Origin of the sequence: Anaeroplasma bactoclasticum (assembly GCF_003550015.1) — a bacterium.
GTDB lineage: Bacteria > Bacillota_I > Bacilli_A > Acholeplasmatales > Anaeroplasmataceae > Anaeroplasma > Anaeroplasma bactoclasticum.
On the sequence record NZ_QXEV01000002.1, the window covers coordinates 20,054 to 42,204 of the forward strand.

The window sequence follows — 22,151 nt, forward strand, 5'->3', positions numbered from 1 at the left end:
TATTACATTTCTATAGATAACGCTTTCTTTTATAATTTAGCTGTCTTAATCAAGTACAACATTTCATAAATAGGAGGGTATATAAAAAATGAAAAAAGTTGCATTAATTGGTTTAGGCGCTCTTTTATTAGGCGCTACATTGACAAGCTGTGGTTCTTCTGTAAAAAATGCAGATAAGCCTGTTGTTTTCTACAATAGACAGCCATCAAATCCACAAACTGGAGACATCGATATGAAGACTATGAATTGGAATAATTCTACTTATTATGTAGGATTCGATGCTGCAGGTGGTGGAGCAGTACAGGGAAAGCTTATTACAGATTATTTTGCTAAAAAGACTGTGGCTGAAGTAGATAAGAATGGCGATGGTATTATCGGATATGTATTATGTATTGGTGATGCTGGTCATAACGATTCAAAGGCTAGAACAAAGGGTATTCGTCAAGCTTTAAAGACATGGAATGATAAATATGATGCAGGTAGATCAAATACAAAAGAAGGTACAGTTGCTTGTAAGGATGGAGAGCTTAAGGTTGTTGAGCTTGATTCTAGAGAAATGAAGGGTACGGATGGATCTACATGGAATGCAAATGAGGCTACAAACCAAATGGGTAACTGGGCAACTCAGTTTGGTAATCAGCTAGATTTAGTAGTTTCCAATAATGATGGTATGGCAATGGGATGCTTAAGCAATTCCGCATACCCTAAGGGAACTCCAATTTTCGGTTATGATGCAAACTCTGATGCAGTTGAGGCTGTAAGTAGAGGCGAATTAACTGGTACAGTATCGCAGAATGTAGATGCACAGGCTGCAGGTACATTACAGGTTATCCGTAACTTGCTTGATGGTTTAACTGGTGAGGATGTAATTAAGAAGGGTATTAGCGAATCTGATAAATATGGAAATAAGATTTCAGCTGAAATGACATATGAAACAAAGACTAAGGCTTTATTAGCACAAAATGTTGCAGTTACAATTGATAACTGGACACAATTCCAAGAGGGTGCTAGAGACAAGGGTATCAAGCAGATTAATGGCGATAAGAAGAAGGTATTATTAACAGTTTATAACGCTGGTGATAATTTCTTATCTTCATCTTATGTGCCTGCGCTTGAGTATTATGCACCATTATTAAATTTAGATGTAACTTATGCTAAGGGCGATGGTCAGTCTGAATCTTCATGTATTGATAAGTTTATTAATCTTGAAAACTATGATGCATTCGCAATTAATATGGTAAAAACAAATTCAGGCGCTGATTACACAAGTAAGCTAAAGTAAGATAGAAGCTATACTTTGAATAATAGAATTATCTCGCCTAAAAAGCTTAGGCGGGATAATTTTATTCAATATGAATAGGAGTAGATAAAATGGAAGCAAATAACATATTAGAAATTAAACATCTCTCTAAATCATTTGGTAAAAATAAGGTTCTAGATAAAATTGATTTTTCTGTAAAAAAATCATCAGTTATGGGACTTATGGGTGAAAATGGTGCTGGTAAGTCTACAATGATGAAATGCTTATTTGGTATTTATAGCAAGGATGAGGGTAGTATTTATTTTAATGGTGAACTTATCAATTATTCAGGTCCAAAGGAATCTTTGGAAAAGGGAATTGCGATGGTTCATCAGGAATTAAATCAGTGTTTAGATCGTACCGTAATGGATAATATGTTTTTAGGTAGATATCCAACGAAATACGGTGTGGTGAATGAAAAGAAAATGTATGAGGTATTAACAAGATTGTTTTCCTCATTAAATATGGATGTTAATCCAAAACAAATCATGAGAACTATGTCAGTTTCTCAGCGTCAAATGGTAGAAATTGCAAAGGCAGTTTCTTATGATGCAAAAATAATTGTATTAGATGAACCAACATCTTCATTAACAGAACGTGAAATAAAGAAATTATTCTCTATTATTAGAGATTTAAAGGATAAGGGAATATCCTTCGTATATATTTCTCATAAAATGGATGAATTATTTGAAATATGTGATGACATTTCTGTAATGAGAGATGGAAAAATGATTATGACTAAGCCAATAAAGGAAACCACAATGAATGAAATAATTTCAGCAATGGTTGGCCGTTCATTAGATAAAAGATTCCCAGATGTAGATAATACACCTGGAGAGGTTGTGCTTAAGGTGGAAAAATTATCTACCCTATATGCACCATTTTTAAAAGATATTTCTTTTGATGTAAGAAAAGGTGAAATCCTAGGATTTTATGGACTTGTAGGTGCTGGAAGAAGTGAATTACTTGAATCCTTATTCGGACTCCGAGTGCTATCTAGTGGTACGATTACTTATCTAGGGAAAAAGGTAAGATTTAATTCTTCTAAGGAAGCTATGGATTATAATTTTGCCTTAGTAACAGAAGAAAGAAAAAAAGATGGAATATTCCCTACTGCATCTTTAGTATTTAATACATGTATTTCTAATTTAGGCAAATATAAATCTAAGGGTGTGTTATCCGATTCTATTATGAGAGATTCGGCAGAAAGAGAATTAGCAAATATGCACACGAAATATATGAGTAGTGATGATTCTATTCTATCCTTATCCGGTGGTAACCAGCAGAAGGTTATTATTGGTAAATGGCTAGAAAGAAATCCAAATGTCTTACTATTAGATGAACCAACAAGAGGTATTGATGTTGGTGCAAAATATGAAATATATCAATTAATTATTAATATGGCAAAAGAAGGAAAAACAATTATAGTTGTTTCTTCAGAAATGCCAGAAATTCTAGGTATAACAAATAGAATTGCGGTAATGAGCAATCATAGATTATCAGGTATTGTAAATACAAAAGATACAAATCAAGAAGAATTACTTCAGCTAAGTGCTAAGTATCTATAGGAGATAAATGTTTATGGAAAATACAATAAATACAACGGTGAGTAATGATCCGAAAATTGCTGAATTTAGAGCGAAGCTTCGTGAACTAAGAAGACCGGGCATCTTCTTACTTGAAGAATCCAAAGAAGCAATAAATGATATTAAGAAAAATAAAGTTATTTCAGTTGAAGAAAAATCCGCTTTTATAATTGATAAGGAAAATAAGATTATAGAGGCAAAGGAAAGCATAAAAGAAACGAAAGAAGAAATTAATAGCTTAGTTAAGGATGCAACTAAATATACAAAAAAGGTTGGTGTATATAACGAGAAGCTAGTGAATCAAAAGGCTCGTGATGAAAAAATCAAAATAAGAGATGAATATATAGCGAGGGTTGCATCGATTCAAACAACATATCAAAATCGTTTTGATGAGATTAAAGAAAAATATTCATCTAAGGATTCATCTAAAGAAGATTTAGTAATTGAATTATCTGAAGTTAAAAATGGCAAAAAGGCAGCACTTCATGATGAAAGAGCAGCCTATTTAACAAAAATGCAAAACTGTAAGGATGAAGCTAATGATGTCTATTTAACTAGAAGAAATGCAATAAAAGATATTAGAAATGGTCATGAGAGTATTTTAGAATCCGTAGAAGGCTGGTGGAAGAATAAAATATATAGCTTTGATATAAAGAAGTTTTTATTAAATAATGCTTTATATATCACAATTTTGTTGATTTATATTATCTGTATTATTGCAGCCCCAGTAACAGGAAAGGGTAATCTATTATCTATTCCATCGGTATTACAGATACTAGAACAATCTTCTACAAGAATGTTTTATGCATTAGGTGTTGCAGGCTTAATCTTACTTGCAGGTACAGACCTTTCTATTGGTAGAATGATTGCCCTAGGATCTGTTACAACGGCGGTTATATTACATGATGGACCTAACGTAATTACATTCTTTGGACTTGCGCCAATGGATTTTACTTCAGTTCCTATGGCATTGAGAGTTCTAATGGCTTTAGGATTATCCATTATATTATGTACAATATTTAGTGCACTTGCTGGTTTCTTTACTGCGAAATTCAAGATGCACCCATTCATTACTACATTATCTACACAGCTTTTAATCTATGGTTTCCTATACTTTTCTACAACAGGAACACCAACAGGTGGAGTTGAAAGTGGAATTAAGGATATGATTGGTGGACGATGGGATTTAGGAGCATTCTATTTTCCTAAATTAATTGTTTATGCAATTATCGCAATCATTGTTGTATGGTTTATTTGGAATAAAACAAAATTTGGTAAGAATATGTACGCTGTTGGTGGTAACAAGGAAGCTGCAGCAGTATCTGGTATTTCTGTATTCTGGACTACATTAGGCGTATTTATTATGGCAGGTATTCTATATGGATTTGGTTCCTTCTTTGAATCCTTCCGTTCAAATTCATCAGCTGGTACTGGCCAGGGCTGGGAGCTTGATGCGATTGCAGCTTGCGTCGTTGGTGGCATTTCCTTCAATGGTGGTATTGGTAAAATTAGAGGAGCAGTATTAGGTGTAATTATTTTTACAGGTCTAACTTACTGTCTATCCTTCTTAAACATTGATACGAATCTTCAATTCGTATTTAAGGGAATCATTATTATGGCAGCATGTGCCTTAGATTCTGTTAAATACCTAAAGAAGAAGTAGTATATATAATTTGGTCTCCTTGAAAAGTGTAGTCATCTACACTTTTCACATTTATACTATTACATAGATTAATTTTTCCCATATAATCTATTTACAAAAAAAGAACAGGTGTAATAACTTGTTCCTTTTTTGTTATAATTTTAGGCATATTGCTAAAATTTTCATAAATTTACTACAAATTTTTAGTATCCAATGATATAATGTTATAAATGAGAGTATGGGTTAAATTGCGAGAGGAGGAGTTTTATGGATAAAAGTTTTTACATTTGCATAACAATCATGACGGCTTTATTAATGATTACTATGATTGTTCATGTCCTTCGTTATACAGGCTTTACAAAAAAGCAAAAGATTTGGTATATTATAACCTTCTTTGCTATTGCGGTATGCCAGGTGGCAGAATTTGCTGTACACTGTGGCTATTATGATCCAAATTTTAAGATATTATTAACTATAGTAACTGTAATTCAATTTTCTATAGCTCCGGTGCTCGGTGTATTATTTATTGGTGCATTAGGCTTAAAGCACCAAAAGAAGATTGCGATTATCTATTTAGCTCTTAGCTTCTTTGTTGAAATACTTGCCGCTCCATTTGGTTGGGTATTCTATTTTGACCAAGAAAGCTATCATAGAGGTCAATTCTTTATCATATATGGTGTATTCTATTTTATAAGCTTATTATATTTAGTAATAGGTATGATTATAGTAGGAACAAGCTTTAAAAATAGAGATATTATAACTATTGTAATGGTATTTGTAATATTAATTGCAGGTATTGTTCCAATGGCATTCTTTAATACAAATATTACTTATTTAGCAATCGCAATTGCTTCAAGTATTTGTTATATATATTATAATGATTTAGTACAACAGGATATTCAAATTGAATTTAAGGAAAAGCAAAAGGAAATATCTTCTATGCAGGAGCATATTATTTCTGGTTTAGCAAACCTAATCGAAAATAGAGATTTTGAAACTGGTGAGCATATAACTAGAACGAAAAAATATGTTAAGCTTTTAGCTGAGCATGCAAGAGGGGATGGAGTATATCAAGATAATATTGATGATCATTATATTTCTTTATTATATATATTATCTCCACTTCATGATATTGGTAAGATTAAAGTATCGGATACGATATTAAAAAAACCAGGAAAGCTTACAAGTGAAGAATTTGATTTAATGAAACAGCATGCAACCTATGGTGGATCAGTAGTAAGAGATTTATTAATGGGTGTAACTGATGATGAATATATCGCATTCGCATCAGATATTGCAACATACCATCATGAAAGATGGGATGGTACGGGTTATCCTAGAGGCTTAAAGGGAAGAGAAATCCCACTATCTGCAAGAATTATGGCGATTGCGGATGTATATGATGCCCTAATATCAGAAAGATGCTATAAGAAGGCATTTAGTGTAGAAGAAGCAATTAGAATTATAAAAGAAGAATCCGGTACACACTTTGATCCAAAGCTTGTAGATGTATTCTTAAATCATAAAGAAGATTTTATGATAAGAAAATGACAATCCAGCTAGGGTTGTCTTTTTTAGTTGTAATTATGGAAAAAGAAATATTGTATGTGCTATTGTCATAATGAATGGACTAGCTTTACAGTAAAAAGCACAAGATCAAGTAAAGTGTAACAAAACAATTATATAATTAGTGTTTGAAATATGATAAAATCTAATTAGATCTAAACGATTTTAGGAGGATATATGATTAATAATTTTACTTATAATACTCCAACTAAGCTTATTTTTGGCTCAGGAGTAATTAAAGATTTACCAAATGTATTAAAGGAATATGGCAAGAATGTGTTACTTGCTTATGGTGGAGGTTCTATTAAAAAAATAGGATTATATGATGAGATATATAAGCTATTAAAGGATTTTAATATTATTGAATTAAGTGGTATTGAGCCTAATCCAAAGTATGACCCATCTGTATTAGATGGAGTTAAGCTATGTAGAGAAAACAAAATAGATGTAATTCTTGCTGTAGGTGGAGGATCTGTACTTGACTGTGCAAAGGCAATATCTATTTGTGCACTATATGATGGTGAGGGCTGGGATTTAATCTCTGGTAAGGCTTTCCCAAAAGATAATATTCCATTAGTAGATATATTAACCTTAGCTGCAACAGGTAGTGAATATGATGCTAGTGCTGTAATTTCTTATACAAAAATAAATGATAAAAGAGGATTTGGCACACCATATATATTCCCTAAGGTATCCTTCTTAGACCCAAGATATACCTTTAGTGTATCTAAGTGGCAAACTGCTTGTGGATCTAGTGATGCAATTAATCATGTTTTAGAACAATTCTTTAATTCAGATTCTTCTATAATAAATGATAATATGATGACATCCGTAATTAAATCTTTGATGGTAAATGTAAAGATTGCATTAGAAGAACCAGATAATTATTCTGCAAGAAGCGAGCTTATGTATGCATCAAGCTTAGCTTGTAATGGTATATTGGCCAATGGTACAGGTAGGTCTGGTTGGCCAATGCACTCTATTGAGCATGCTTTAAGCGCATTCTTTGATATTACTCATGGTGCAGGCTTAGCAATTATCACTCCACAGTGGATGAGAGAAATATTAAGTGATAATACTTTAAATAGATTTAAAATACTAGGTAAGAATTTATTTGATATAGAGGTTAATAATATTAAAGACGCCGAGGTAGTCATTGATTCCTTCTATAAATTCTTTAATTCCTTAGGAATTTCTATGCATTTAGCTGATTTAGGTGTAAAGGAAGAGTCTATTGATGCTATGGCAGATCATATTTTAAAATATGATTCTACAGTAGGATCTCATATGTATGTAAATTTAGATAAGGATGCCTTAGTTCGTATCCTAAAGGCTTCAATGTAAGCAAATACAGTTCTAGAAAAATCTAGAACTGGTTTTTGCACATTCGTTTGAAATTCATACAAACACAAGCAGAAATATCTATTTACAAATCATTGTTTTGTTTTATAATTGTAATGGTTATAACAAAAAGAAGGAGATGTTATTTAAATGAAAAAAATATTATGTTTATTATTAATTGTTTTAACCTTTGGTTTAGCTTCTTGTGGAGCTAGGGAAAAGACATTCACAAAGAATGGTGTCACAATTACATTATCTAGTGATTTCTATGAGACTGAGGGTGTTGTAGGAATGGCTTGTGCTTACAACTCTGTTAAGGTTGGATTTATGGCAAATAAGGAGAAGCTAGATGATTTCTATGACTATGATTTTTCTAATAAGGATAATCCTAAGGCTTATGCTGATTTAGTTATTTCTGTTAATAGAGTTACACCTTCTCATGAGTTAATCAATGAGAAGACAAACAATGAACAATATTTTGCATATACAGATTATACAAATAATGTTAATGGTGTTTCTGCTCATTATTTCTTAGTATGTATGCTTGGTGAGGAATATGCTTATTGCATGAACTTCTGGACTGCAGCTAGTGATTTTGATACTTATAAAGACCAGATGATGGAATACGCTAAGACAATTATTGTTGAATAAGAATAAAGGAATCCTCGGATTCCTTTTCTTTTACCCTAAAATATATTTAATAATTGCATCTTTTGTTATTTTTTGTTGTTCTAATCTAGAAATAGTTGCAATACCATCATTCTTTTGGTCTCCATAATTACCATAATAGCTATGATTTCCACCATCTATTTCAACAATAGTTTGATTGGTTGGAAGTAAGCTTTTCTTTTTATTAAAAACTTCCATATTTAATACATTATCCTTTGTACCATAAATGGATAAAGAAGATAAGCTCTCTTTAATCTGTTTTGATGGATAGGATGCTAAAAAAATAATACCTTTAAAATTATAAGAAGTAGTACTTAAATAAACACTTGCAGTAGTACCACCTAAGGAATGTCCCATTAAATATACATTCTCATAATTAGAATTTTCCATAACTAGATTTGCTTTATTTATTCCTAATAATGCAAAATGGAATGGCATTTTTAATAAATATACATCAATTCCTTCCGATGCAATACTATGCATTAATGGAGCATAGGCTGCTTCTTCAACCTTAGCACCAGAATAAAATATAATAGCGTCTTTGTTGTTTTCTTTGTTATCAAAGAAATAATATTTTTTTTCATCATAAACTTCTACATTATAATCACTATTTAACGCTTTATAGGCTTCATCCTCTGCCCCATAGAATATACCTAGATATGCACAAACAATGAATACTAAAAGGAATAGTGATGAAGATATAGTAACTATTGTCTTAATCCATATTTTAAATTTCTTGTTCTTTTGTTTTTCTATTAAGAAAAAGACTAGAAGTGGAACAAATATAGATAAAGCCAATAATATAATAATTATTATTGCGTATTTCATATATATCACCTAAAAATGATTATTTGGATTATTAATCCAGGAGAGTATTTTATCACAATATTAAAAAAATAAAAGGAATATATTGAAATTAAGACTATTCTTAATAGATTGTCTTTAAATTTATATTTGAGGACATTTTATTATATAAATTTTAGTTTTGTTTCAATTTTTTTAATATTTCTTCCTATTTATTTATATGAACAGGAATAGTTCAAAAAAAATTCAGGAGGAAATTAAAATGTGTAACAAATTACAAATCGATTGGACTTACTGATTTTTACTTTAAGGAGCTATGTCAAAGGCGGAAGGATTATTTAGTATTTTTATTAAATGGTATTTGTAATCTAAATTTAAAAGAATCAGATATTGAATCCGTTATTATGGAAGAAAAAGACTTACTATCATTAAAAATCATTAATTATGATATTAACGTCGTATTTAAGTTGGATACGAAAAAAGAAAATAGCAAATGTGTCTTTGATATATCTAGCTTATTTTGTGATTTATGTAAATTCTATGCTAAAGATTATGAGAGTGATTTAGAAAAATGGTATTTGAAAAGAAGAACTATAATCATATTCATATCTTTCTATGCTTTGGATGGTGATGATGCTATTCAAAAAGTAGGACTGAAAAATTTCTCATCCAAAGCAGATTATGATGATATGTTAGTGTATGCTGTATCACTTGAAAAAATTCCTGAAAATAGTACAGTGGAGTTGGATAGGGCATTAAAGCTTTTATCTTCGCTAGATATGACTCCATATCTAGATGATAATTCTAGTGTAATCAGGAGGGCTGCCGACATGTTATGTGATTATGATAAGAGCGAAAAAGCACAAATGGAAAGAGATGCAAGAAATAAACAAGAACTTGAAATGAGAATATAAAAACTATGTTCAAAAATGGATTATCTAAAGAGGATATTGCAAAATTCTTAAGTTTGGATATAGATTATGTAAAAGAAGTATTGAAATAAGAGTGTAGGGGATGCAAATCCCCTATTTTTTATGCCTTGATTAAACCGATAGTTCAATTATTGCTTGAACAACTATACCAATAATGCCTTTTATTAATGAAAAATATGAAATATAATAAAGATGAAATTAGAGGTGATAGTATGACACTAGGAGAAAATATAACTAAATTTAGAAAGGAAAAAAGAATGACGCAGGAAATGCTTGCGGATTCTTTAGGCGTTACATTTGCTGCGGTCAGCAAATGGGAAAGAGGAGTTGCAACCCCAGACTTAGATTTAATTATTTCTATGGCAACAATATTTCAGGTATCTGTAGATACATTAATTGGATATGAAATGAAGGATAATTCTATAAAAGAAGCAGAAAAAAGAGTGAATGAATGCATAAAAGAAATGAAATATCAAGAAGCTGTACAAATATGTAATAGTATGCTTGCAAGATATCCAAATAATTTTTATGTTGTTTATAATACTGCAGAGGTATATTACTTAGCTGCAGTAAAGTTTGGAAAAGATGAGCTCATTTGTAAATGTATTGATTTATATGAACATGCAATTATACTGCTTAATCAAAATGATGATCCAGCAATTAATGAAACTTCTATAAGAAGTAGAATTGCATTATGCTATATTTCTACAGGGGATGCTAGAAAAGGCATCGAAATGCTAAAAAAATGTAATGTTAATGATTCGTTCTCTCCTAAGATTGCATATTCTTATGTTACGAAATTAGATTATGAAAATAGTGAATTAGAGCCTTATTTGATTAGTGCTTTTAATGAATCAATCAGTTCAACTCTATTAACTACTTTTTCTTATTTAATGTATTTTGATAAGAATAAGCAGTATAAAAAAGGAATTAAAGTATGTAATTTAGTGATGAATTATTTAACAGAAATGAAAGAGGATAAGGAATCCTATAACTATTTTGAGAAGTTTATTCCATATCTATATACATGGCTTGCTTTATTTGAATATAAGCTTGGTGAAAATACTTATAATGAAAAGCTTCAGGAAGCCAAGAGATTAGCTATTATATTTGATAAAGCTCCAACAAATATTATTAAGGATTTAATATTCTGTGTTCCAAGTAAAACAACCTCAATTGGTGAGGATAATTTAGGAAACACAGCAGTTTTATCATGCTTAAAGATTATTGAAAAGTATAAAGAAATGGTTAAAGAATGGGAATTAATAGAGGTATAGATTTATGAGTAATGATAATAAAATAATAAAGCCCTATGTTAAGCAATTCTATAAAAATAATAAGCTTAATTTTACATTCGCATTAATAGAAGTAATTGCTGTTGCAGCTATAATGATTGGAATATCATGGATTTTACAGCAGGTTACAGATTTAGTTGCTGGATCTAATAATACATTTACATTACTTCAAATAGTTATAATTTCTGGTGGTGCATTATTAGCATTCTTAATTGTGTATTTAATTGCATATAAATTTAAGCCCTTATTTATAACTAAAGGAATAAGTCAATATAAGGAATATGTATTTGAAAGTATTACAAAGAAAAACATATCTGCATTTACAGGAGAAGAATCCTCTAAATATATATCTGCTTTAACTAATGATATACAAATTATTCAAACAGGGTATTTAGATGATACTTTTATGATTATTTTAAATATAATTACTTTCCTTGGAGCATTAGCATTAATGCTATACTATAGCCCGCTATTAACATTAATTGCAATTGGACTTGCAGTAGTACCAGTTATTGCTTCTATGATTTTTGGTGGTAAAATGGCTAAGGCAGAAAAGCTAGTATCCGATCAAAATGAGGTATATACAGCCACCCTAAAGGATACCTTAAGTGGATTTTCAGTAATTAAATCGTTCAAGGTAGAAGCACAAATGCTAAAGAATTTTAAAGAGAATGTAAGACGTCTTGCGAACTGTCAAAATAAAAAGCTAAGAATGAAAATATTAATGGAATTAGTATCTTCCTTATCGGCAATTGTAGTCCAAATCGGTATTTTCATTATTGCAGCATATTTTGTATTAAACAATATGGGAGTAACTGCAGGTGTAACTATAGTGTTTGTACAATTATTAAATTATGTTTTATCTCCAATTAAAGTACTTCCACAATCACTAGCAGAAAGAAAGGCTGCAAAGAAGCTTTTAGTTAAAATCGCAACAGAGCTTGAACAAAATATAAGAGAAGAAAAAGAATCCAATGTTTCCTTAAATAAAGGAATTGTTATTCAAAATTTATCCTTTGGATATGAACAGGGTAAAGAGATTTTACATAGCATTAATTGTAATTTTGAATTAGGTAAAAAATATGCCATTGTAGGTACATCTGGTAGTGGAAAATCTACATTATTAAATCTTTTAATGGCATCTTATAATTCCTATAGTGGAAGTATTAATTATGATAATACAGAAATAAAAGACATTAATAGTGATAATCTATATGCCATTGAAAGTATCATTCAACAAAATGTATTTATCTTTAATACAACAATTAAGGATAATATCACAATGTTTCAAAGCTTTAGTGATGAGGCTATTGCAAACGCAATAGAAATGTCTGGATTAAAAACATTAGTAGAAGAAAAGGGATTGGATTATATTTGTGGTGAAAATGGTAGTGGCCTATCTGGTGGAGAAAAACAAAGAGTTTCTATTGCTAGAAGCCTACTTAGAAAAAGTCAGGTACTATTAGTGGATGAGGCAACAGCGGCATTAGATAAAGAAACAGCATATCAGGTTTCTAATTCTATTTTGAATTTAGATGGAGTTACAAGTATAGTTGTAACACACTCCTTAGAAGAAGCCCTTTTAAAGCAATATGATGAAATATTAACCCTAAAAAATGGAAGCATTGTAGAAGCTGGTACATTTGATTCATTAATTAAAAATAAAGGATATTTCTATTCTTTATTCACTGTTTCTCAATAATACTCTAGAGGAATCTTCTTTATAGATTCCTTTTTTTAATGTATAAAAAATTAAATAGAACTTATGCAAATGAGCATTTGCCAGAGACTATAGATTCCTTTGGCAATCCAAGAGAGATTATGTTTGGATATAAAAAAGTATCTGTGCTTAGATTTTTGAACTTTAAATATGAAGGAATTTTGTATGCATAGTACTTGAAGCATTATGTAAATCAACCTATCAAGAAATTGTAGATGATTATATGCTTACATATAAGAATTATTATGGTATTACAAAAGAAAAGGATTCTTTAAGATATAATATCATTAAAGAAAGAAATGTAGATACTATGTTAAGATTCTTAATAAATGATCCAAATAAAGATTTAGAGAATTTAGATTTTTCTTCTTATATTACTACTTATTTAATCAATGGTGGAATGAAGCAAGAAGAAGTAAATGATTTAATATCTTTATTAACAAAATAGAATTAAAGGGCATAAATATGCCTTTTTTTCTCGCCTTTATTAGGACATTTTATGTCCTTATATATATTATATATAATATATATAAAACATTGAAGAAAAACCTAAAAAATGGTATAATTTAAGTACATAAAGGCAGTTATAAATTATATACAAAAGGAGAAAAAAATATGGCATTTAATATGAGAAGAAAAAAGGAAGTAGAACAAGCTAAAGCTATGGCTCATGCATTACATCCAGATTGTAATATCCCAGATAGTGAAGAATTAATTGCATTACAGAATCGTTATATTTATGAAGAAATAGATGCAAAGGAATATGCAAGACTTGGAAGAGAACTTGCATTAAAGGAATTAAGAGATTCTATGAAGGAAAGAGAAAATAATAATCAATAGGAGCAGGTATAATGGATAAGTATAAATTTTTAAAAGATACTATATCAGATTCAGTTCTTGAAGAGGTTATAGTTAGAACTATCACAGATATTTTATTATTACAACCATATCGTTTTGATTCTATGGAACAATTGGCATATAAAATTCAAAGACAATGGAATTATAAATTTGAGTTCAAATACGAAAATTTTAAAAAGAAAGATGTTGTTGAAAAATATAATTTATCACCTGATACAGATGTATATGTAAAAGTAAATGATGATAAGAATTATACTTTCATTTTTGATAAAAGAGTTAATAAGAATTTACAAAGATATTTATTTTTAAAAGCTTGGGCTTTTGATATTTTTGATGAATTACATCCTAAAGATGAATTAAGATTATCTGTTATGAAGTGCAATTCAGAGTTCGAAAGAAATTGGGCTGAAAGATTTGCAATTGATCTTACAATGAGTGAGAATATTTATGCTCAAATGCAACAAGGATGCAAAGGTGGACATATTCTTGCTAATCAAGAAATAATGGAGCCAGAACTTTATAATATTAGACAACACGATTTTGTGGAAGAAAGGTGGAGAAATAGATTATGGATGATACCCGAAAGGAAAATAATAAGGAAGGAAGATTAATTAATATGGCTATTACAGAAGAAGAAAAGAAAAGAAGAAAACAAGAATATGAAAAGAATCGTAATATTTCAATGTCAGACTATGACGATGATTATATAGATCATTGGTTAGCGAATAGACCTGATGAAATAGATTTAATCTATGAGAGATGGATCAATGGAGAAATTGAATTAGATGAAGTATCTAAACTTATGGATGAATATATAAAAAGATTGTAAGTTATTATTTAAAAAAGTAGATGCCCTAGCTATTGTTAGGACTTTTCTTTTATATACAAAAAAAGCTCTTTCGAGCTTATTTTAAATATGCTTTATATTTGTCTATCATTTCAAGCATAACATTTACAGGTGAATAATTCTCTAAATCGAGAATGCCTTTAAATAATTCCTTGGAAAATCCAGATATTACGCATACATTATTATCATTCTTATTGATGGGGATACCAAGCTGATTTGGACTTACACACCAAAATACGATTTTAGGCATTGTAATGTTATTCATTTGATATAATTCCTTCCAGTGGTTGTAGTTTGTTTTTTTACTGATGGATGCATCAAATTCCATATCGGAAATGATAATTAAATGGCTAGGGCATTCATCCTTGTTGGATTTTATAGTAGCATTTAATATCATTTCTAATGCCTTATCAATATTTGTGGTTCCATCCCAATTATCAAAGTTAATACTTTTAATCTTTTCAGATAAAGTATCCCCCTTTAATTCTTGGAAGGATGGATTTGTAGAGAAATTTATAAAAGTATTATGGAAAATACCTTTATTTCTTTCAGCAATATAGATTGCTAAAGAAAGAGCAGTACAAATAGGTAATCTATCATATGAAAACATAGAACCAGAAGTATCTGCGATAACAAGTGCGTTTTTATTGTTATTAGCAAGTACATCCTTTTGTGCTTTCCATAATTCATCTAATAAAGAATTATCTTTGGTATTGCCTAATGCCTGCTTAAGAATTTGGTATGGCTCTAAAACAGAAGCATTTACCTTCTTTTCACCCTTCTTTAAGCTATCTAAATAAGAATTAAATCTTTCAGAATCGCTTCTTTTAAATAAGTAGTGATATTTAGACATTGCTATAGAAGGGATAGATTCATATTCGATAGAAGAATAATCTTTATTTGTGATGTATTTTTCTACCACTTTGATTTTATCTCTTAAAGTAGAAAGCATCTTACGGTATTCCTTTTCGCTCATATTTAAGGAATGAGCAATATCCTTTGCTAAAGGATTATTCTTATTATGAGTTCTAATAGAAGGTAACCACTTTGCAAGTAAGGATGGATTATTTACTTTTAAATCTTCATCTAGAGTATCTCTAATTAGCTTGATTGTTTCATTCCAAAGATTCGTGTTCTTTGTTTCTAAGATATAATCGTATCTACCTAATTCTGGAATTAGATATAATACCTTTTTAGCAAGCTCTATATCTAGCTTACATAAATGATGGAATAATATTTTAAATACCCTTCTTTCTCCTTTTCCATCTCTTATATCTAAGTTATATAGCAATATAGCTGTAGCAAGTATTTTATCCTCTGGATATGCTTTATCAAATAGAGCGATTAGTTCATTTTCAATTTTAAATCTAGTTCCTAAAACAAATAAGTCTAAATTTGAATTATATGTAGTAGGATAATATAATCCACCTTTTGTATTGATAGATAGGTTTTCATTTTCTAGTGCCTCTTTAAACATTTTACATTCCTCCTTTAATATAGATACTAGCCGACCATATTTTTTGATCATTTTTTTCATAACATGGATTGCAGAAAGTCGGCAACAAGCCGAATTATTCATCATGTTTTAATAATAATTTTTAAAATATGTTTGCTGAAATCGGCTTTAAAAATATTAAAATGTTTTGTCTTAAGACACAAATAGGATACCATCTTTAAAAATAAGTCGTGAGGAATGAAAATGTCCTATTGCCTTTATAAAAAATCAAAAGGCACCCTTTGCAGATGCAGTAAGGATGCCTAATGCGCTTATGTTAAAAACAGAAGCGTAGAGATTGATAACACTTAATCTTTCAGTACCATTTGTTTCATAACGCCTAATTTGCCTTATGTCACAAAATAGTAAATCTGCAAGCTCTTGCTGAGTCAATCCCTTGGTTACACGTAATTCCTTAAGAAAACGTGCAATATCTTTTTGTTCTAATTGTCCTTTCATTTAGCATACCTCCTTAATTGAACAAAAACTTTTTTTGATCTAACCATTTTTAAAAATAATCGTATTTATCATGTTGTATGCTATTTATCCAAAAGGACACCTAAATTATAACCTATTTTAGTTATACTGTAAATATAAATGATGGGACAAAAAATGTCCTAATCTTTTCTTACTCACATTTTGCAACATATACTTGCTATACTATGGCTGTATTAAAAAAGAATACAGGTTATAGAAAGATAAAGGGTGAAGAAAATGAAAAGAATAATGAAATTAATTAAAGAAAAACTTAAGTATGTATTTAAAAATCGTGAGTTATATCAAGCAACCGCATGGCAATTCATGGAAGATACTGGATTATATGATTATAGCTTGAGTAGAACAGGAGTTTGGTATTATTAATAAAATAAAGAAAGAGAAAAGCTAAATATAAGATTAAGTGGTTCACTATTTTGTGAACCATTTTTTCAAAAAAAAGTCATTATAAATAATGGAATTATAGTAATTAGAATGGTAGTGATTTATAATGAAATTGCTTTAAACTTTTCTATATACATTTAAGGAGATTTACTATATGAAAAAAAGATTATTTTTTGCAATGACTTTATCTATGTTTTTCCTAACTGCTTGTAATAATCAAGATAATTTAACAGAAACAACTACTATAGAGACTACAACAAAGACAAATAAAGAAACCACATCTACAACTACCAAAACAACGAATTACCAAGTTACAGAAGAGGAATATAATGAGGTATGTTATTATGGATCAAACGTAGCTAGAATAACATCATTAAATTATACAGTTACAAATACTGAAACAGTTAATGATAATACTTATCAGTATATTACTAAGGTTGATTATGGTAAGGTAATGACTATTGCTAGCTATGGTGATTTTTATTGTGATTTCAAAGAAGGAACATATAATTCAGATAATCGTACATGGTCCTTTGATGGTTATTTTGAAGATGATGGTGTAATGGAAAAAATCTCTTTTGAGAATCAAGAAATGCCTGATGATATTTATTTACCAGCTGTTGGTTTTATTGTAAGCTATGAAGAGGTTCAATTTAATTCAGAAACTAATTGTTATGAACAAATCGCAGAAAGTAAGGCATTTAATGAACATGAAATATATAGTGATGTAAAGATTCAATTTATAAATGGTAATGTTTCATATATATCATATACATATATGAATTCAACTAATCCAGAAAAAGTATATTCTTGTGTTATGGAAATAACAAATTATGGTACAACAGTAGTAAGCTTACCTAATATTGAATAATTTAAATTTAATAATCATAATAAAAGAATAATTAATTTGAATGCGAAGCCTAGAGGGATGCTTCGCATTTTATTATTTCTATATACTTAAAAAGGAATTAGTATATCTTGATTTGGTAGCTTATTCAAATATTGTTTCAAATAGTTATAAGTAATAAACGTTTAAAAACGTGCGGATTGATATTGTCAAAACTCTCGGATTGCTGTATTATTCAATTAGGTGATGTGTTATGAAGATGAATAACTATAAAAATAGAATAATTGATTATGAAAACAATAGATAATACAATTAATTATTATGAATTATTGATGTATTATGATGATACATCTAAAAATAATGTTTATGAATTGCCAAAGGGCTATCACTATGAGTTTTATAAAGATGGGGATGAAGATGATTGGGTGGATATTAATTTATCCAGTGGACTTATCACATCAAAAAGAAAAGCTTATGAATATTTTTATTTATTTTTTAATTCATTTATAAATAAACTAAATGAAAGATGTATTTTTATAGTTGATGATAGTACTAAAGAAAAAATAGGTACTGTAACAATATCTTTATTAGACAATGAAGAATATGGGTATGGTGCTTCAGTGGATTGGTTTGCAATTAAAAAGGAGCATCAAGGAAAGAAATTATCTAAACCATTTATAAGCAAGTTTATTAGTTTAGCAAATAAACTAGGACATGATAAAATAATTCTTCACACTCAAACAACAACACCTTTATCAGCTAAATTGTATTTAGATTTAGGATTTATTCCATTAAATAAAGATGATGAATTAGGTTGGAAAATACTAAAAAGATTAACTAATCATAATAAGTTAGTAGATTTTGATATGGCTAGTGATGAAGAAATGTATGATCAAAGAAATATAAGAATAGAAGAAGAATTAAACAAGATATATGGAATAGATAACTTTTATTTTTCTGTTTGGTATAAGGATGGACTTCATAATGTTTATGTTTATTCTAATGGTATTTCAGATGAATATGAGTATTTTGAAGAGAATAATAGAATTAGATTAGTAAAATGTTAGATCCATAAAAGAAGATGCGAAGCTTTCAAATTTAGCTTCGCATTTTAATATGTCTATAAAATAAAAAAATGACCCTAAGTCATTCATGGCAGGGGTTGAACGGAAACTTTATAACGAAAGGTTGCGCCAACAAGTTTAGTGTGTTATAATATGGATATGGATAATAAGTATTTAATTTTAAAAGATTTGAAAGTATTAATTGAAGAAAGTGAAGATTCTATTGATGATATCGCCAAAAGAGCAGGTGTATCGAGTAGGACGATTGATAATATTTTATCTGGTAATGTTACTCCTAATAATGATATAGTTGATAAAATATATTCATGCGCATACGATGATGGTTATAGGTTTAATAAGATCAAGGAGGAGATTTATAAAGAAACCTATAATGAAAAAGTATTATTTCATGGAGCAAGTAAAATGATTAATGAAATAAGGCATGATGGTTCTAGAGATAATTGCGATTTCGGAAATGGTTTTTATTTAGGCGAAACATACTCTCAAGCCTCAAGCTTTGTTTATGATGTTCCATTTAGTTCCGTTTACGCTTTTACGATTGATTTAAATGGGTTAAAAGTCATTGAATTTGAAACGGATATAGAATGGATGCTACTAGTTTGCTACTTTAGAAAAATGATAAATGAGTATGCTAATAATACCATGGTTGTAGAATTGCTTAATAGAATTAAAGATGTAGATGTAATAATTGCACCAATTGCAGACAATAAAATGTTTAATATAATGCGTCAATTTGGAGATGGTGATATTACAACTGTTCAAGCTATTCATTCTCTTGCCACTTCAGGGTTGGGTAAGCAATTTGTTCTTAAAACCACAAAGGCAATTTCGCATTTGACACAGGTGGAACGATTATTTTTGTCCTCTAGTGAAAGAAAAGCAATATCTACCTTGATGGAAGATAGAGGGAGAGAAATTGACACAAAATTAAAATTATCTAAACGAGAGTTTAGAGGAAAGGGTCAATACATTGACGAATTATTTAAATGAGAAACTTTGATTCACTCGGACTTGAATTAGCCCAATTTCAAGGAGAAATATTTGAAAAATCAATAAGTAGATATGAATGCTCATCTCTTGTGTTTTTAAGAAGATTTAAGAATTCAAGTTACGCGTCATATTTGGATTCATCAAGATTTAATACTTTGATTGATGTTGAATACGCATTTTCTGAGATCGATAAGCAATATGGTAAAAGTGCATATGGTAATCAGAAATACAGTGCTGATGCTTTGTATTGGCTTGGATATATTTATAGATATATATCATATACAAGAGAAATCAGTACAAAAAAAGCATTTAATTTAATTAGTCCAAAAGAGTTAGTAGAACATTATTATGTATACCATACCCAAAGTGAAGAATGGGTAATAAGTAGAATTCTTGAAATCAAAGGAAAAAATGAAGATTTTTTTGACAAAAATCTTAGAATAAAAGAAATATTAAAAAAATCATATCAAACTTATTAACGAAAGGATGCGCCGATAAGTTTAATAAAAAATTAAATGTTTTATATATAAAAAGAAAATGCGAAGCTTTTGAATTTGGCTTCGCATTTTAATATGTCTATAAAATAAAAAAATGACCTAAGTCATTAATGGCAGGGGCAGAAGGATTCGAACCCTCACTAACGGTTTTGGAGACCGGCTTGCTACCATTGACAATATGCCCCTATAGAATACATGGGGCGCATAACAGGGATCGAACCTGCGCATAACGGAGCCACAATCCGCCGTGTTAACCACTTCACCATATGCGCCATGTATAAGATAAAACGCGTTTTTGTACGCGCAATAAATATTATACATAATTTAATTAATTTGTAAAGTAAAATATTGAAAAAATATGAAAAAATGATACAATGATTTTATATGCTTAAAGAAAGGGTTTTTATAAATGAAAACAATAATTAAAATTATATATATAGCGTTCAGCTTAATACTTGCTGTTATCATTGCACTAGGTATGTATACAAGCTTCGCATCTGACAATTATTCCGCTTTATTAACTAATGCTGTTACAAAGGCTGAGGCAGTAGAAAACTATCAGGATGCCGATTATAATGACATAGTACGTTCATTTAGTATTTTTGCAACTCCACTTGAGGATGCACCTGATGTATTATATGCAGAAGAAAATGGTAAAAATATTACATTCATCTATGAATCAGTAAATCAGCATAATGCATCTTATACACAAGATGGTAAGACTGTTGATGTTAATCATATTGAAAATGTATATTTAGTAGTTATTTTAAGTCCAAACTTCTATTATAAAACTAACTCAGATAAAACAAATCCATCTGCATTTAGATTCTATAATGGAACACAAACTTTTGATTATTACTTTAATTTAAATGCGGATTGTAATCCTGCAATATTTAAAGAAAAGCCTACAACAGAAAAAGAAGCAGTATTATATGGAAGCCGTACATTATTAGATACTTATAGAGAAAATTATGATTTAATTTTCTTCCCTATGACAGAAACTACTATTGGTTATATTAAAGAAGAATTAGGTGGCGCTATTACAGGATTTAATATTGCTGATAATGAAGGAAATAATGTATATAAGAATTCTACTGAAGTTCCATTTGCATTTGATTATCCAAAGACTGCTGGTACATTCTATTATGATATGGCAGATTTCGTTCGTTATTATAATATCTATACAGATAATAAGAATGGTGTAGGTAATTATGATGAAGAAACAGTTACAGCTGCATCTGTATATATTGAAGCATTTATGCAAGACCCAACATCTAAGGTAGCGGATTTCAATTCAAAGTATATTCAGGGTTATCCACATGAGGCTGTATATACTGGAACTCCTATGGTAATGAAGTGTATTGGTATTACAGCATTATTCGTAGTTGCTGTTGGATTATTATATATCTTGTTATTCCACTTCAAATCTATTAAGAAATTTGTTCGTAGATTCTCTAAGAAGGCAGAACCAGAAAGAGTTGTTCCTAATCGCCCTCAGACAAATGTTGTAATTTCTAAGTCTAAGGTAAAAAGAGAGCCTAGTCCTGATCAGGTAAAAAGGGAAGTGGCTCCAACTCCTGCTGCAGTAGAAACTAAGGCAGAAGAAGTAGAGGAAGCTCAAGTAGTTGAAGAGGCTAAACCAGCTGAAGAGGCTAAGGCTGAAGAAACAGTAGAAGCTGAAGAAGTTCAAACAGAAGAAACAGTAGAAACTGAAGAAGTTAAAACAGAAGAAACAGTAGAAACTGAAAAAGCAACTGAAGAAGCAACTGAATAATAAATTATCCCGATTCAAATGCGA

Annotated in this window: 22 protein-coding genes and 2 tRNA genes; 19 read left to right on the top strand and 5 right to left on the bottom strand. The window is 29.7% G+C overall.

Annotation, left to right across the window (positions count from 1 at the left end; translation table 11 throughout):
* Positions 1-88: 88 nt before the first annotated feature.
* The 6 genes from EI71_RS01010 to EI71_RS01035 all read left to right on the top strand — a co-directional run bounded on the left by EI71_RS01010 (position 89) and on the right by EI71_RS01035 (position 8,086).
* Positions 89-1,282, top strand: a complete 1,194-nt coding sequence (locus tag EI71_RS01010; protein ID WP_119015386.1) for a substrate-binding domain-containing protein — start codon at positions 89-91, stop codon at positions 1,280-1,282.
* A gap of 89 nt (positions 1,283-1,371) precedes the next feature.
* On the top strand, positions 1,372-2,868 hold the full coding sequence (locus EI71_RS01015) for a sugar ABC transporter ATP-binding protein (RefSeq protein WP_119015387.1): 1,497 nt from the start codon (positions 1,372-1,374) through the stop codon (positions 2,866-2,868).
* 13 nt (positions 2,869-2,881) lie between these two features.
* Complete coding sequence (locus EI71_RS01020) at positions 2,882-4,549, top strand: ABC transporter permease subunit (protein WP_119015388.1); 1,668 nt, start codon at positions 2,882-2,884, stop codon at positions 4,547-4,549.
* A 246-nt stretch (positions 4,550-4,795) separates the two neighbouring features.
* Entirely contained in the window at positions 4,796-6,079 is a 1,284-nt protein-coding gene (locus EI71_RS01025) for an HD-GYP domain-containing protein (protein ID WP_162849642.1), read from the top strand.
* A 192-nt stretch (positions 6,080-6,271) separates the two neighbouring features.
* Complete coding sequence (locus EI71_RS01030; protein ID WP_211320990.1) at positions 6,272-7,438, top strand: iron-containing alcohol dehydrogenase; 1,167 nt, start codon at positions 6,272-6,274, stop codon at positions 7,436-7,438.
* Positions 7,439-7,585: 147 nt separating this feature from the next.
* The gene (locus EI71_RS01035) at positions 7,586-8,086 is read left to right on the top strand and encodes a hypothetical protein (RefSeq protein WP_119015390.1); all 501 of its coding nucleotides are present in this window, start codon (positions 7,586-7,588) and stop codon (positions 8,084-8,086) included.
* 30 nt (positions 8,087-8,116) lie between these two features.
* Here EI71_RS01035 and EI71_RS01040 read toward each other — a convergent pair whose 3' ends face one another.
* On the bottom strand, positions 8,117-8,932 hold the full coding sequence (locus EI71_RS01040) for an alpha/beta hydrolase (protein ID WP_119015391.1): 816 nt from the start codon (positions 8,930-8,932) through the stop codon (positions 8,117-8,119).
* 380 nt (positions 8,933-9,312) lie between these two features.
* Between EI71_RS01040 and EI71_RS01045 the strand changes: the two genes are divergently transcribed.
* The 7 genes from EI71_RS01045 (at position 9,313) to EI71_RS01075 (ending at position 14,542) form a co-directional block, all read left to right on the top strand.
* Entirely contained in the window at positions 9,313-9,822 is a 510-nt protein-coding gene (locus EI71_RS01045; RefSeq protein WP_119015392.1) for a hypothetical protein, read from the top strand.
* Positions 9,823-10,052: 230 nt separating this feature from the next.
* A complete protein-coding gene (locus tag EI71_RS01050; protein ID WP_162849643.1) occupies positions 10,053-11,117 on the top strand; it encodes a helix-turn-helix domain-containing protein in 1,065 nt (354 codons plus the stop codon).
* A 4-nt stretch (positions 11,118-11,121) separates the two neighbouring features.
* Entirely contained in the window at positions 11,122-12,837 is a 1,716-nt protein-coding gene (locus EI71_RS01055) for an ABC transporter ATP-binding protein (protein ID WP_119015394.1), read from the top strand.
* Between the two features lie 241 nt (positions 12,838-13,078).
* Positions 13,079-13,303, top strand: coding sequence for a hypothetical protein (locus EI71_RS01060; RefSeq protein WP_119015395.1), 225 nt, complete (start codon positions 13,079-13,081; stop codon positions 13,301-13,303).
* Between the two features lie 167 nt (positions 13,304-13,470).
* Complete coding sequence (locus EI71_RS01065) at positions 13,471-13,695, top strand: hypothetical protein (protein ID WP_119015396.1); 225 nt, start codon at positions 13,471-13,473, stop codon at positions 13,693-13,695.
* Positions 13,696-13,706: 11 nt separating this feature from the next.
* Positions 13,707-14,324, top strand: a complete 618-nt coding sequence (locus EI71_RS01070) for a hypothetical protein (protein ID WP_119015397.1) — start codon at positions 13,707-13,709, stop codon at positions 14,322-14,324.
* Positions 14,282-14,542: a hypothetical protein gene (locus tag EI71_RS01075; protein ID WP_119015398.1), complete on the top strand. Its 261-nt coding sequence runs from the start codon at positions 14,282-14,284 to the stop codon at positions 14,540-14,542. The genes EI71_RS01070 and EI71_RS01075 overlap by 43 nt, the downstream gene beginning before the upstream one ends.
* A 76-nt stretch (positions 14,543-14,618) precedes the next feature.
* Here the strand turns inward: EI71_RS01075 and EI71_RS01080 are convergent, their stop codons facing one another.
* Entirely contained in the window at positions 14,619-16,097 is a 1,479-nt protein-coding gene (locus EI71_RS01080; RefSeq protein WP_211320991.1) for a DUF2828 family protein, read from the bottom strand.
* A 186-nt stretch (positions 16,098-16,283) separates the two neighbouring features.
* Positions 16,284-16,514: a helix-turn-helix domain-containing protein gene (locus EI71_RS01085; protein WP_162849645.1), complete on the bottom strand. Its 231-nt coding sequence runs from the start codon at positions 16,512-16,514 to the stop codon at positions 16,284-16,286.
* A 255-nt stretch (positions 16,515-16,769) separates the two neighbouring features.
* Between EI71_RS01085 and EI71_RS10075 the strand changes: the two genes are divergently transcribed.
* The 5 genes from EI71_RS10075 to EI71_RS01105 all read left to right on the top strand — a co-directional run bounded on the left by EI71_RS10075 (position 16,770) and on the right by EI71_RS01105 (position 20,335).
* Positions 16,770-16,916: a hypothetical protein gene (locus EI71_RS10075; protein WP_162849646.1), complete on the top strand. Its 147-nt coding sequence runs from the start codon at positions 16,770-16,772 to the stop codon at positions 16,914-16,916.
* Positions 16,917-17,088: 172 nt separating this feature from the next.
* Positions 17,089-17,805 carry a hypothetical protein gene (locus EI71_RS01090; protein ID WP_119015401.1) on the top strand — a complete coding sequence of 239 codons (717 nt, stop codon included), beginning with the start codon at positions 17,089-17,091 and terminating at the stop codon, positions 17,803-17,805.
* 266 nt (positions 17,806-18,071) lie between these two features.
* Positions 18,072-18,848 (top strand): GNAT family N-acetyltransferase, encoded by a 777-nt coding sequence (locus tag EI71_RS01095; protein WP_119015402.1) that lies wholly within the window; start codon positions 18,072-18,074, stop codon positions 18,846-18,848.
* Between the two features lie 150 nt (positions 18,849-18,998).
* Positions 18,999-19,856 carry a DUF3990 domain-containing protein gene (locus EI71_RS01100; RefSeq protein ID WP_162849647.1) on the top strand — a complete coding sequence of 286 codons (858 nt, stop codon included), beginning with the start codon at positions 18,999-19,001 and terminating at the stop codon, positions 19,854-19,856.
* The gene (locus EI71_RS01105; protein WP_119015404.1) at positions 19,853-20,335 is read left to right on the top strand and encodes an antitoxin; all 483 of its coding nucleotides are present in this window, start codon (positions 19,853-19,855) and stop codon (positions 20,333-20,335) included. The genes EI71_RS01100 and EI71_RS01105 overlap by 4 nt, the downstream gene beginning before the upstream one ends.
* A 129-nt stretch (positions 20,336-20,464) precedes the next feature.
* On the opposite strand, the gene EI71_RS01110 is transcribed toward EI71_RS01105, so the two are convergent.
* Both EI71_RS01110 and EI71_RS01115 read right to left on the bottom strand, forming a co-directional pair.
* Positions 20,465-20,539: transfer RNA gene (locus tag EI71_RS01110), tRNA-Trp, on the bottom strand.
* Positions 20,540-20,549: 10 nt separating this feature from the next.
* Positions 20,550-20,625: transfer RNA gene (locus EI71_RS01115), tRNA-His, on the bottom strand.
* 137 nt (positions 20,626-20,762) lie between these two features.
* On the opposite strand from EI71_RS01115, the gene EI71_RS01120 reads away from it, so the two are divergent.
* Positions 20,763-22,127, top strand: coding sequence for a hypothetical protein (locus EI71_RS01120; RefSeq protein WP_119015405.1), 1,365 nt, complete (start codon positions 20,763-20,765; stop codon positions 22,125-22,127).
* Positions 22,128-22,151: the final 24 nt, after the last annotated feature.